The sequence below is a fragment of the Streptosporangium sp. CA-115845 genome, from assembly GCF_050943795.1.
Classification (GTDB): domain Bacteria; phylum Actinomycetota; class Actinomycetes; order Streptosporangiales; family Streptosporangiaceae; genus Streptosporangium.
In genome coordinates, this window is sequence record NZ_CP191988.1 from 3,406,051 (window position 1) to 3,418,141 (window position 12,091).

The window sequence follows — 12,091 nt, forward strand, 5'->3', positions numbered from 1 at the left end:
TCGTGAAGTTCCTCATCCTCGGTTACACACCGGCCGCCGGCTGGGACGAGGCAACGGCAGACGCCCCGACAGAGGACGCCCTCGCCGCCTTCGCCGCGTATCAAGAGTTCGAGGCGGAACTGCGCGCCACCGGCGAGTTTGTCAGCACGGAGGGACTGGGGCATCCGGCCATGTCGACCACCGTGCGCAAGTCCGACAGCGGTGTCACCGTCACCGACGGTCCCTTCGCCGAACTGAAGGAAGTGCTCGCCTCCTTCGCCGTGATCGACGTGTCGGGGCTGGATCGGGCGAAGGACATAGTCGCCAGGATGGTCGAGATGCTCGGCGAGCCCATGGAGATCCGGCCCATCATGGGTGACGACTTCGCGTGACGGCCCGACCCGACACGCTCGAGCACCTGCTGCGCACCGAGGCGCCGCAGGTGCTCGGCGCGCTGGTTCGCCGCTTTGGCCACTTCGACGTCGCCGAAGAAGCCACGCAGGACGCGCTGCTCGCGGCCAGCCGGCAATGGCGCGAGGGCGCACTCCCCGAACAGCCCCGATCATGGCTGATCCGTGTCGCCTACCGTCGCATGATCGATACTCTCCGCGCCGAGTCCGCGGACCGCCAGCGCGAGGAGGCATACGTCGCCTCGCAACCGCACATGTTCGCCCCGAGCTCCGATGCCGTCGACTCCGACGCAGTCGGTCCCGATCACGACGACAGCCTGAACCTGCTCCTGCTCTGCTGCCATCCGGCGCTCTCCTCCGCATCCCGGATCGCCCTGACGCTGCGCGCCGTGGGAGGGTTGACGACCGCAGAGATCGCCCACGCGTACGGCGTCACGGAGCAGACCATGGCTGTGCGGATCAGCCGAGCGAAGCAGCAGATCCGCAAGAGCGGCGCCCGCTTCCGGTTCGCGCCGGATGACGACCTCTCGGCCCGCGTCTCAGCGGTGATGCGCGCGCTGTATCTGATCTTCAACGAGGGCTACACAGCCACCTCCGGCGAGCAGCTCACGCGCACCGACCTGACCACGGAGGCGATCCGGCTCGGCCGGCTGCTGCACGGACTACTGCCGGATGATCCCGAACCCGCCGGACTCCTCGCGCTCATGCTCCTGACCGACTCCCGTCGCTCCACGCGGACGACCGAGAACGGCGATCTCGTTCCCCTGGCCGAGCAGGACCGGAGCAAATGGGACCGCGCGATGATCCGCGAGGGATCCGAGCTCATCCGCGCGGCGTGGTCGAAGGGGGCCGTCGGAACCTACCGGCTGCAAGCCGCGATCGCCGTGGTCCACGCCTCCGCCGCCTCCGCCGACCAGACCGACTGGGAGCAGATCGCGGCCCTCTATCTCGGACTCGAACAGGTCGAGCCCGGAGGTCCCGTCATGCTCTCGCGGGTCGTTGCCGTCGCCCAGGCCTACGGCCCCGCGCGAGCGAGCGCCCTGCTCGATCAACTCGACCGCGAACACGGACTCCTCCAGCACCCGCTGACCCGTCATCGCGCGCACGCGATCCGCGCGCACCTCCGTGAAGCCGAGGGGGACGCCATAGCGGCCCGAGCCGACTTCCTCGCCGCCGCCGAGCTGACCCAGAACGAGCCCGAGGCCCGATACCTGTCCCGCAAGGCAGGCGGTGGATAGACGACATGGCGCGAGCCTGAGATCGCCGTTCTGGGGCGGGACTGTTCGGCCCAGTGCCTGGTCGGAGGCGTTGCCCGGCCAGCACCAGCACCGGACGGCCATCCCGATGACGATTTGACCGCGTCCCGGTCCAGCCGGTCCTCAGCGATCTGAGGTCGTTCGGCGGTGCGGCGGCAGGACGCGGAGCAGCGCGTCCAGCGCCGCGTTGAAGGCGTGGTCCGGCGGCGTCGCGTATCCGACCACCAGACCGTCGGCGGCGGGCATGGTGGCGGCCGGATGCCGGAACGCGGCCAGGCCGTCCACAGCGAGCCCGTTCCGGTTGGCGGCCGCGACAGCGGCCCGTTCCGTACCTGATGGCAGGCGCAGGACCGCGTGCAGTCCGGCGGCGACACCGGACGCCTGAATGTGCGGGGCACGTTCGACGAGGGTGGCGGTGAGCCGGTCGCGGCGACGGCGGTAACGCTGGCGCATCCGCCGGATGTGACGGTCATAGGACCCGGAGTCGATGAAGTCAGCGAGGGTGAGCTGGTCGATGACGCCCGCCCATGCCTCGCGCTCGCCCTTGACCGCCAGAATCTCGTCGACGAGTTGGTCGGGCATCACCATCCAGCCGAGCCGTATCGCGGGCGACAGGCTCTTGCTCACCGAGCCGAGGTAGACCACCCGATCAGGGGCGAGGCCCTGGACGGCGCCGACCGGCTGGCGGTCGTAGCGGAACTCCCCGTCGTAGTCGTCCTCAAGGATCAGGCCACCGGACGAGCAGGCCCAGTCGACGACGGACCCGCGCCGTTCCGGATGCAACGGCACGCCGGTCGGGAACTGGTGGGCGGGAGTGAGCAGCACCGCCCGCACACCGCCGGTCAGTTCCTCGACACGGGCTCCGCCCTCGTCGACGGCCAGCGGATATGTGCGGATCGACGCCTCCGCCAGGAGAGAGCGGTGGAACGCCAGGCCGTAGGACTCCACGGCCAGCGGGCCGCGCAGTACCTTGCCGCCGAACAACAACCGCAGCGCGTGGGCGAACCCCGAGCAGACCACGACGCGTTCGGGATCGGCCCGGACACCACGCGCTCGCGCCAGGTAGTCGGCCAGCGCGCGCCGCAACTCGGGCCGACCACGAGGATCGCCGGGGCCGAACGCCTCACTCGGGGCCGAGGTGAGCGCGCGACGCGCCGATGCGAGCCAGGGGGACCGGGGAAAGGAGGAGGCGTCCGGCTGTCCCTGACGCAGGTTGTGAACCGGAGTAGGCGTTCGCCGTGCCGTCTCCTGCGGGGATCGCCCTGGTGCCGGAGGTCGGGCGCGCTGGGCGACCCGGGTCCCCGAACCCTGGCGGGCGATGAGCCACCCCTCGGCGACAAGGTCGGCGTACGCGTCGGCGATGGTGTTGCGGGCAAGGCCGAGATCGGCGGCGAGCGAGCGGTAGGGCGGCAGCCGGGTGCCGGGCGTCAGCCGGCCGGACCGGATGGCCTCGCGGAGAGCGTGGATGAGAGCAGCCCGGCGACCGCTCGGGCCGGACAGCTCCAGGTGCAGGTCGGTGCCGATGCGCTCGGCCAGATTGACCCAATCTTCTGCCATGGAATTGCACCCTATCGGGGGTCTATTGCCGCCATAGGTTACTCAGCGGAGGTAATAAAGGTGACTGATATCCACAACCCGCCGACGCGTTGCCGGCGGCCGGGGGCGGCCTGGGCGCTGCCGGCCGCGTTCGTGGCGATCGAACGGCGCTGCTCCGACCCGCTGCTGCCCCTGCGGTCGCTGCGCGGCCGTGACCTGGGCACCGGCGGCATCGTCCTCACCACCTTGGCCGCGCTGGGCTTCAGCCCCACCCGCGGGCCGGCCCCCGATGCCGCGTCCGCCGCGCCCTCCGGCAGCGAACAGAACCCCGCCCGACGGTGACCCCCACTCCTCACCCACACGACAGAGAAGAGAAAGATCATGAATAACCTCAACGACCTGCGCTCTCTGGTCCGCGGCCCTGTGCTCCTGGCGGGCGACGACGGCTTCGAACAGGCCCGGCGGCCGTGGAACCTGGCCGTCGCCCAGCCGGTGCGGGCAGTGGTCGAGGCGGCCGACGCCGACGACGTGGCGGACCTGGTCCGGTACGCCCGCGACTCGGGGCTGACGGTGTCGGCCCAGCCCAGTGGCCACGGCGCCACCGGTGATGTGGACGGGGTGATCCTGCTGCGCACCGGCAGGCTGAACGAACTGCGGGTGGACCCCGTCGCCCGCTCCGCCCGTGTCGGCGCGGGCGTGACCTGGGGGCAGGTGCAGGCAGTAGCCGGGCCGTACGGCCTGACCGGGCTACCCGGCAGCTCACCGGTGGTCAGCGTGACCGGCTATACCCTCGGCGGTGGCCTCAGCTGGTTCGGCCGCACCTACGGTTGGGCCGCCGACAGTGTCACCGCCTTCGACATCGTCGACGCCGAAGGGACTCACGCCCGGGTCACCGCCGACTCCGACGCCGAGCTGTTCTGGGCGCTACGCGGAGGCGGAGGCGACTTCGCCCTGGTCACCGCGGTCGAGTTCGACCTGCACCCCGCGCCCGCACTGTACGGCGGACGCATGCTGTGGCCGGCCGCGCAGGCACCGGCCGTACTGGAGGCCTTCCGCCAGATCACCGCCCAAGCCCCCGACGAGCTGACCCTCTGGGCGGACCTGCTGAATTTCCCCGGCTCACCGGCCTTGGTGGCGGTGGATGCCACCTATCTTGGCGACGCGGCCGAGGGACGGGCACTGCTCGGTTCCCTGGATCGGATCGACGATCTGATCACCGACAGCCGGGACGTCCTCCCGGTCGCCGACCTGGGCTCCATCACCGCCGAGCCCACCACCCCCGGGCCCGGCCTGTCCCGTGGGGAACTGCTGACCCAGCTGGATGATGTCGCCGTCAAGAGTCTGCTGTCGGCACCCATCGATCCACTGCTCAGCGTACAGATCCGGCATCTGGGCGGCGCCCTGGCTCGCCCCTCCGACAGCCCGCACGGCGCTCTGATCGAGCCTTACTCCCTTTACCTGTTCGGCGTGCCCGCCACGCGTGAGGCCGCGGCCGGCATCCGAGCCAGGCAGCAGGAGATCACCAACGCCCTCGCTCCCAGCGTCAGCGGTCGCAAGCCCTTCACCTACCTGGCCCCCGGGGAGACGTCGGCGACCGCTTTCGGCCCCGTCGCCATCGATCGGCTGCGGAAGATCAAGCAGCATCGTGACCCGGACGGGGTCTTCCGCAGCAACTACCCCGTGCTCGCCTGAGCCGCAGGCTCTCCCCTCTTGCAGGATCAAGGAGATGGTCGGCGCCGAGCCTGGTCAGCCTCAGGTATTCAACCAAGGACAGGACGGGCAAGACACCGGAGACGCCCCTGAGCGGGAAGAACGGCGACGCATCCGGCGTCGGCTGAAGGCTGCCTTGCTCGGACGATGTTGACGACTGTCCGGAACCTGCTGGGCACCCATATCGCCGGGTGACGAACTGAGCGACACGTCGTACGTCGTGGGTGAAATCGGGGGATGCATGGCCTGCTGACAGTGGACTTCCGCTCGCACCGCGAAAGCGGCATCACGTGACGCTGCGACGAAGGTTGGTGCGGTACGAGTAGTGCTCGGGCAGGAAATAGCTGATCGCCAGCTCGACAGGTCGCCCGGCGGTGTCGAAGTAGAGGCGATCGATCCGCAGAAGGGGATGTCCCGCGGCGCAGCCGAGCTGCTGGGCGGTCGACGTGTCGGCCGGCGTGGCCGTGATGCTCTGGTCCGCCTCGGCGATGGGCGCCTCGAGTCGGCTGTCCAGCAGCCCGATGACGGTCACGTCGCTGGTCGCCCCCTCGGCCGTGAGTTCCGGAACGGACGCCAGGGTCAATCCGACGGCAGGCGGAAGGAACACCGTGGTCAGGCAGAAGGGCGTGGTGTCATGGAGCCGGCGGAAGGCGAGGTTGTAGACGAGATCGCTGGACAGTCGCAGTCTGCTCGCCGCGCCCACGTCGACCTGGCGGTGCAGCGGAACGGTGATGTCCATCCGCGTGTCGACGGAGAGGCTCATGAGGTCCTCGACGGATCCGAATTGCCGGATGTAGGTGCCGCCCTTGGGCGTGGCGAAGGTGCCACGTCCCGGGATGCGGTAGACCATGCCCTCGGCGACCAGATCGTGGAACGCGCGCCGCACCGTCTGCCGGCTCACTCGATGGCGCTCGGCGAGTTCGGCTTCTGTCGGGAGGCGCCGTCCGTCCGCGTAGCGGCCCTGCAGGATCTCGTTGCGTACTTCTCGGGCGAGCACGATGTAGTTGCTCTCCCGACGGCTGGTGCTCGCAGCCATGTCCACCTCGGTTTCACTTGCGCGGCGCGTCACCATCCGGTCGGCGGGATAGGACGACCGCGGGATCCTCTCCACTGCCACCATTGCCGACGAGTCCCACCGTGCAGCCTATCCGGCCTTTCCCGCCACTCGCCGAGGTACGAGGTCGCGGGCTGCCCGGTCCGTGGCGCACGCCGAGTTCCTACGCCAGGACGGCGACGAAGCGCCAGTCGAGGACATCGGCGGGTTCGGCACCCGAGGCGGCCGCTCGGACGCGCGACCGCAGATGGACGAGCCCGCCTTCGGGAAGCGGATCGAGCCGCTCCACCTCGATCGTGCTTCTCAGCGTGTCGTTCTCCCGGACCGGGCCGAGGTGGTCACATCCGTGCCAGCCGACGACGGTGACGATGTTCGGCAGGGCGCGGACGGCCTGATGCAGTGCGAGCCCGATGGTGTGTCCCCCGTACACGAGACGGTCTGACCCGCTCACGGACGCGTCATGGTGCACTTTGGCCAGGTTGAGAGTAAGCCGGGCCAGCTCGGGGGCCGAGGAGACGACGTCACCGCCCGCCACGTCGAAGACGATCCCCGGCGAGAGGCCGGCGAGGTGCGGGCCGGGCCGCTCCGCGCGGTACACGGCCAGATCCCACCGCGAGGTCACCGCTGAGAGGTCTTCATGGGACGGCGAGGCGCCGATGCCGGACAGGTCGTCCGCGTACCCGGTCTCCCGTTCGTCGTCGCACAGCGGCAGCATCGCGCAGCGCCAGAAGTCGAGCACCGGGCGGCCGTTCTGATCCACGGTGCTGATCCGCAGCGCGGCCAGCCCGGTCGCGGCCCGTCCGGGGCGGCGCGAATTCTGCCGCAGCCCGACGACTTCGGTGACCGTGCTCAGGGTTTCTCCGAGCGTGGGCGCCCGACGGAACACGACGCCTCGGTAGAAGAGATTCGCCACCACGGTGTGCGTCGCGATCGTCGACTGCCCGATGGCCACGTCCCAGACGAGATTGGGCGCGGCCAGGACCCCGCTGTCACCGGTCACCCGCCGAGACAGGCGGTGGTTCAGCGCCAGTGGCAGGCGACAACCGACGATCGCCTGGTGTGCGGCCGCCAGCCCTTCGGTGAGCGTGACGGCGGGAGCGTTGTCGAACCGCTGACCGATCTGAAGGTCCTCGAAGTAGGGGCCGTCCACCGGCACGGGGTGCGGGCCGGCGGAGTTCATCGCGAGCCTCCAACCCCGGCGCGGGACAGTGTCCGGCGGCCGACGAGCACCACGGCCGGATCGACCATCTCGCCGTCGACGGCGACGGCGCCGCTACCGTCACGCTCCGCCCGCGCCGGCGCCGCGCAGACCGTGTGTGCCCGCGGCTTCACGTCGGGCGTGACGGAGTCCTCCAGGTCGATGACGATCTCGTCGGCGCCCAGAGTGAACGCCTCCGACGCCGGGACGGACAGGCAGGAGCGGCGCACCACAGAATCCACAGGCCACCTTCCCAGCGGGCGGATCTCAGGACAGGTCGAGTCGAAATGTGCGGCCAAATTCTCACGCCTGATCCACAGGTGTCAATGGGACAGCATTGACACCTGTGGATGGCGAGGCCAATATGGCCGTACAAATTGTGAAGGAAGGTGCTCGGTGATCGCCGCTCCAGGAACCGCCCCGGCCGCCGACAAGCCGTTGGCCGGCATGCGGATCGTCGAGGTCTCATCGTTCGTCGCGGCGCCGCTCGGCGGCATGACGCTGGCACAGCTCGGGGCCGACGTGGTGCGGGTCGATCCGCTCGGCGGGGCGCCGGACCATTCCCGCTGGCCGCTCGCCCCCTCCGGGCAGAGTCTGTACTGGGCGGGTTTGAACAAGGCGAAGCGCTCGCTCTGCGTGGACCTGCGCTCGGCGGAAGGCCGGGAAATCGTCACGCGGCTCATCACCGACTCGGGGCCGGGAGGCGGCATCGTGCTGACCAACTCGGTCGGCCGGTCGTGGCTGACCTTCGAGGCGCTCGCGGAGCGCCGGCCCGACGTGATCCACCTGCAGATCGAGGGCCACCACGACGGCGCGCCGGCGGTGGACTACACCGTCAACGCGGCCATCGGTTTCCCCATGGTGACCGGCCCGGAGGGGCACGCGGATCCCGTCAACCACGTTCTGCCCGCGTGGGACGTGGCCTGCGGGCTGTATGCGGCGATCGGCATCCTCGGCGCCGATCGCCGCCGGCAGGCGACCGGGCAGGGCCAGGCGATGAGCGTGGCACTGTACGACGTGGCCCTCGCCATGGCCGGCAATCTCGGGTTCCTCGCCGAGGCGCAGGTCGGTGGGGCCACCCGTCCGCGGGTCGGTAACCACCTGTACGGCGGCTTCGGGCGGGACTTCGTCTCACGCGACGGGAAGCAGGTGATGGTGGTGGCCCTGACGTCCCGGCACTGGCGGGACCTTCTCGCGGTGACCGGGTTCGCGGACGCCGTCGCCGCGCTCGAACGCGGCCTGGGCGCCGACTTCTCGGTGGAGGGTGACCGCTTCGCCTACCGCGAGGTGCTGGCCGGGCTGCTTCAGCATTGGTTCGGCGCCCACGATCTGGCGCAGATCCGGGAACGGCTGCGCGGGACATCGGTGCTGTGGTCGGCCTACGGGACGTTCGCCGATCTCGTCGGCGAGCAGGCCGGCGACGTGCGCGCCAACCCGATGATGGACGTCATCGACCAGCCCGGTGTCGGCGAGCATCTCGCGCCGGGCTCGCCCATCGCCGTGCGCGCGACCCGCCGGAGGGACGTCGTGCGGGCTCCGGTGCTCGGCGAGCACACCGACGAGATCCTGCGCGGTCTCGGCCTGCGGGATGACGAGATCCGGGACCTGCACGCGCGCCGGGTCGTGTCCGCCCGGGCCGAGCGCCCCGCGGAGCGGCCCGGACCCGCGGACTGACAGCGCCGTGGTTGCCCGACTCGCCCCTCCCGTCCGGAGGTGCTCCGCGAGATCGGAAAGATGCGAAGGAAAGGAACCGACCGATGGGCCGGCTTGCGCATACCGCAGGACTCACCGATGTCCAGCAGGAGATCCTCGACACCGTCCGTGACTTCGTCGACAAGGAGATCATCCCGGAGGCGCAGCGCCTTGAGCACGCCGACGAGTACCCGCAGGCGATCGTCGACCGGATGCGGCAGATGGGCCTGTTCGGCCTGACCATCCCGGAGGAGTACGGCGGCCTCGGCGAGTCGCTGCTGACCTACGCCCTGGTCGTGGAGGAGATCTCGCGGGGCTGGATGAGCGTGTCGGGGATCGTCAACACGCATTTCATCGTCGCCTACATGCTGATGCGGCACGGAACCGAGGAGCAGAAGCGGCGCTACCTGCCGCGGATGGCCACCGGCGAGGTGCGCGGGGCGTTCTCGATGTCCGAGCCGGGCTGTGGATCGGATGTGTCCGCCATCAAGACCCGCGCAGTGAGGGAGGGCGATGGGTACGTCATCGACGGCCAGAAGATGTGGCTCACGAACGGCGGGTCGGCGACCCTCGTCGCGGTGCTGGTGAAGACCGATGAGGGCGCCGAGTCCGTCTACCGGAACATGACCACGTTCCTGGTGGAGAAGAGGCAGGGGTTCGGCGAGGTCGAGCCGGGTCTCACGGTGCCCGGCAAGATCGAGAAGATGGGCTACAAGGGCGTCGATACCACCGAGCTCGTCTTCGATGGTTACCGCACCTCCGCCGCGCAGATCCTCGGTGAGGCTCCGGGGCGTGGTTTCTACCAGATGATGGACGGCGTCGAGGTCGGCCGGGTCAACGTCGCCGCCCGGGGATGCGGCGTCGCGCTGCGCGCCTTCGAGCTCGGCGTCCGGTACGCGCAGCAGCGCGAGACCTTCGGCAAGCGCATTGCGGACCACCAGGCAGTGCTGTTCCGGATCGCCGACATGGCCACCAAGGTCGAGGCCGCACACCAGATGATGGTCATGGCCGCGCGCAAGAAGGACTCCGGTGAGCGCAACGACCTTGAGGCCGGCATGGCCAAGTACCTGGCGTCGGAGTACTGCCGTGACGTCGTCGAGGAGTCGTTCCGCATCCACGGGGGCTACGGCTTCTCCAAGGAGTACGAGATCGAGCGCCTCTACCGGGAGGCCCCGATGCTGCTGATCGGCGAGGGCACCGCGGACATCCAGCGGATGATCATCGGTCGGCGTGTGCTGGAGGACTACAGGTTGCGCGCGTGACGCCCGGATGCGGGCGCCTCGTTCCATGGACATCGCCTTCGATCACAAGTATCTTTTCTATTCTTGTAATGATTGAAAACGAGGTGCCCTATGTCCGACGTTCGCTTCGTGGACACTCACATGCATCTGTGGCATCTGACCGCGCACAAGTGGTATCCCGCGCTCGATCCGCCTGAGGGTGAGGACGGCTTCGGCATCGGGGACATGGCCGCCCTCCGGAGGGACTACCTGCCCGCGGAATACCGTGCGGACGCCTCCGGCGCGGGGGTCGTCGTGGACAAGGCGGTCCACGTCTCGGCGGTGACCGCACCCGGGAGTCACCTGGACGAGGCCCGCTGGCTCGACGCCCTCGCCCCCGGCAGCGGTCTGGTGGGCGCGGTCATCGGCGCCGTCGAGCCGGGATCGGACGCCGCCGCCGTCGCCCGGGACATCGCCGTCCAGACGGAGAGCCCGTTGTTCCGGGGGATCCGGGTCCTGTACGGCTTCGACCCGGTGGACCCGGTGACCCGCACGCTGGTGGAACTGCTGGACGCGGGCGGCCATGTGCTCGACGTGGTCATCCGGCCCGCCGAGGTCGAGGGCTGGCTGCCGCTGCTGCGCGACGTGCCGGGGCTCTCGGTGGTCCTCGAACATGCCGGCTGGCCGGACAGCGCGGATCCGGCGCACCTTGCCGCATGGCGGGACGGCCTGGCGGCCCTGGCCCGCCTGGACAATGTTAGCTGCAAGATTTCCGGCCTGCCGATGGCGCTGCACACGCTCGACGGGACGGTCCTGCGCCCATGGATCGAGACATGCCTGGACGTCTTCGGCACGAACCGGACGTTCTTCGGCAGCAACTTCCCGGTCGACTCGCTGTTCGGGACGTACGCCCAGCTCGTCGACGCGTACCTGGGCGCGACGAGCGGGCTCACCGCGGCGGAGCGGGACCAGGTGTTCGCGGCCAATGCCGAGCGCTGCTACAGGATCTGAGGAGATCGCCATGAAGGTTGGGTTCACCATGGACCTGCGTAATCCGCTGGGACGGCCGTGGCGCGACCACTGGGAGGACTGCCTCCGCCTGATGTGCGAGTCGGAGGCGATGGGCTTCGACTACGTGATGGTGCAGGAGCACTTCTTCCAGCCGGACGGCTATGCCCCGTCGGTGCCGGTCTTCCTGACGCTGCTGGCCGAGCGCACCAGGACCATCCGAATCGGCTCCTACGTATACATCCTTCCGCTGCACCACGCGGCCATGCTGGCGCAGGAGACCGCGGTGCTGGACCATCTCTCGGAAGGGCGGCTCGACGTCACGGTCGGGTCGGGACACAGCGCCGCGGAATATCGCGCACTCGGCTATTCGCCGAAGACCCGGCCCTCCCGCATGCAGGAGGGCATCGAGGTGCTGAAGCGCGCCTGGACGGAGCGGCCGTTCAGCTACACGGGGCGTTACTACGACCTGCACGATGTCGTGGTGCGGCCGGCACCGCTGCAACAGCCCCACCCGCCTCTGTGGGTCGCCGCCACCGCACCGCCGGCCGCCCGTCGCGCCGGCCAGGTAGGCGCCCACCTGCACGGGGCCTCCGTCGACCCGGCGTTTCACGAGGCGTACTTCGCCGGCCTGGCGGAGGCCGGCGTGCCACGCGATCAGGTCCGGATCTCGAATCCGTGGTCCATCACCGTCACGGACGAGAGTCCGGACGCGGTGTGGGATCGGCGTAAGGATCTCATCTTCGAGCGGTGGGACTTCTACCGGCGGATCCGCGACGATATGGGCGACCAGGGCCTGCACTACGGCCTGCCGCCATCACCGGAGGCATACCGGGACTTCGAGTTGATCGGTGACGCGGACACGGTGATCGGGACGCTGGAGGGGTTCGTCAGGTCGCTCCCGCTGACCGACATCGTTCACTCGGGGCCGGCCGGGGGGACCCCGCCGGACGAGGCGTACGCCGATCTCAAGCGCTTCGCCGATCAGGTCCTGCCGACGCTCAAGAGCTGGTAGGACCGCGCGGGAC

12 protein-coding genes are annotated in these 12,091 nt (G+C 69.6%); 8 read left to right on the forward strand and 4 right to left on the reverse strand.

Translation table 11 applies throughout. The features are described 5' to 3' along the window. Positions 1–2 precede the first annotated feature (2 nt). Positions 3–371, forward strand: coding sequence for a YciI family protein (locus tag ACQP0P_RS17645; protein ID WP_433377844.1), 369 nt, complete (start codon positions 3–5; stop codon positions 369–371). Then, on the forward strand, positions 368–1,627 hold the full coding sequence (locus ACQP0P_RS17650; RefSeq protein WP_433377847.1) for an RNA polymerase sigma factor: 1,260 nt from the start codon (positions 368–370) through the stop codon (positions 1,625–1,627). The genes ACQP0P_RS17645 and ACQP0P_RS17650 overlap by 4 nt, the downstream gene beginning before the upstream one ends. 141 nt (positions 1,628–1,768) lie before the next feature. Here ACQP0P_RS17650 and ACQP0P_RS17655 read toward each other — a convergent pair whose 3' ends face one another. Further along, positions 1,769–3,202: a PLP-dependent aminotransferase family protein gene (locus tag ACQP0P_RS17655; RefSeq protein WP_433377850.1), complete on the reverse strand. Its 1,434-nt coding sequence runs from the start codon at positions 3,200–3,202 to the stop codon at positions 1,769–1,771. A 60-nt stretch (positions 3,203–3,262) separates the two neighbouring features. Between ACQP0P_RS17655 and ACQP0P_RS17660 the strand changes: the two genes are divergently transcribed. Further along, complete coding sequence (locus tag ACQP0P_RS17660) at positions 3,263–3,523, forward strand: hypothetical protein (protein ID WP_433377852.1); 261 nt, start codon at positions 3,263–3,265, stop codon at positions 3,521–3,523. Between the two features lie 39 nt (positions 3,524–3,562). Further along, positions 3,563–4,873: an FAD-binding oxidoreductase gene (locus ACQP0P_RS17665; RefSeq protein WP_433377855.1), complete on the forward strand. Its 1,311-nt coding sequence runs from the start codon at positions 3,563–3,565 to the stop codon at positions 4,871–4,873. 304 nt (positions 4,874–5,177) lie between these two features. On the opposite strand, the gene ACQP0P_RS17670 is transcribed toward ACQP0P_RS17665, so the two are convergent. The 3 genes from ACQP0P_RS17670 to ACQP0P_RS17680 all read right to left on the reverse strand — a co-directional run bounded on the left by ACQP0P_RS17670 (position 5,178) and on the right by ACQP0P_RS17680 (position 7,385). After that, positions 5,178–5,927 carry a GntR family transcriptional regulator gene (locus ACQP0P_RS17670; RefSeq protein WP_433377858.1) on the reverse strand — a complete coding sequence of 250 codons (750 nt, stop codon included), beginning with the start codon at positions 5,925–5,927 and terminating at the stop codon, positions 5,178–5,180. A gap of 181 nt (positions 5,928–6,108) precedes the next feature. Next, complete coding sequence (locus ACQP0P_RS17675) at positions 6,109–7,125, reverse strand: MaoC family dehydratase (protein WP_433377861.1); 1,017 nt, start codon at positions 7,123–7,125, stop codon at positions 6,109–6,111. After that, positions 7,122–7,385 (reverse strand): hypothetical protein, encoded by a 264-nt coding sequence (locus tag ACQP0P_RS17680; RefSeq protein WP_433377864.1) that lies wholly within the window; start codon positions 7,383–7,385, stop codon positions 7,122–7,124. The genes ACQP0P_RS17675 and ACQP0P_RS17680 overlap by 4 nt, the downstream gene beginning before the upstream one ends. Before the next feature lie 154 nt (positions 7,386–7,539). Between ACQP0P_RS17680 and ACQP0P_RS17685 the strand changes: the two genes are divergently transcribed. The 4 genes from ACQP0P_RS17685 to ACQP0P_RS17700 all read left to right on the forward strand — a co-directional run bounded on the left by ACQP0P_RS17685 (position 7,540) and on the right by ACQP0P_RS17700 (position 12,078). After that, entirely contained in the window at positions 7,540–8,817 is a 1,278-nt protein-coding gene (locus tag ACQP0P_RS17685; protein WP_433377867.1) for a CoA transferase, read from the forward strand. 83 nt (positions 8,818–8,900) lie between these two features. Then, positions 8,901–10,097, forward strand: a complete 1,197-nt coding sequence (locus ACQP0P_RS17690; protein WP_433377870.1) for an acyl-CoA dehydrogenase family protein — start codon at positions 8,901–8,903, stop codon at positions 10,095–10,097. Positions 10,098–10,187: 90 nt separating this feature from the next. Continuing rightward, a complete protein-coding gene (locus ACQP0P_RS17695; RefSeq protein ID WP_433377873.1) occupies positions 10,188–11,066 on the forward strand; it encodes an amidohydrolase family protein in 879 nt (292 codons plus the stop codon). A 10-nt stretch (positions 11,067–11,076) separates the two neighbouring features. Next, complete coding sequence (locus tag ACQP0P_RS17700) at positions 11,077–12,078, forward strand: LLM class flavin-dependent oxidoreductase (protein WP_433377876.1); 1,002 nt, start codon at positions 11,077–11,079, stop codon at positions 12,076–12,078. The last annotated feature ends 13 nt before the right edge of the window (positions 12,079–12,091 follow it).

Bases quoted from the DNA above. Each gene is read 5' to 3' on its own strand.
- ACQP0P_RS17655 (WP_433377850.1), bottom strand. From the start codon at position 3,202: ATGGCAGAAGATTGGGTCAATCTGGCCGAGCGCATCGGCACCGACCTG.
- ACQP0P_RS17665 (WP_433377855.1), top strand. From the start codon at position 3,563: ATGAATAACCTCAACGACCTGCGCTCTCTGGTCCGCGGCCCTGTGCTC.
- ACQP0P_RS17670 (WP_433377858.1), bottom strand. From the start codon at position 5,927: ATGGCTGCGAGCACCAGCCGTCGGGAGAGCAACTACATCGTGCTCGCC.
- ACQP0P_RS17675 (WP_433377861.1), bottom strand. From the start codon at position 7,125: ATGAACTCCGCCGGCCCGCACCCCGTGCCGGTGGACGGCCCCTACTTC.
- ACQP0P_RS17690 (WP_433377870.1), top strand. From the start codon at position 8,901: ATGGGCCGGCTTGCGCATACCGCAGGACTCACCGATGTCCAGCAGGAG.
- ACQP0P_RS17695 (WP_433377873.1), top strand. From the start codon at position 10,188: ATGTCCGACGTTCGCTTCGTGGACACTCACATGCATCTGTGGCATCTG.
- ACQP0P_RS17700 (WP_433377876.1), top strand. From the start codon at position 11,077: ATGAAGGTTGGGTTCACCATGGACCTGCGTAATCCGCTGGGACGGCCG.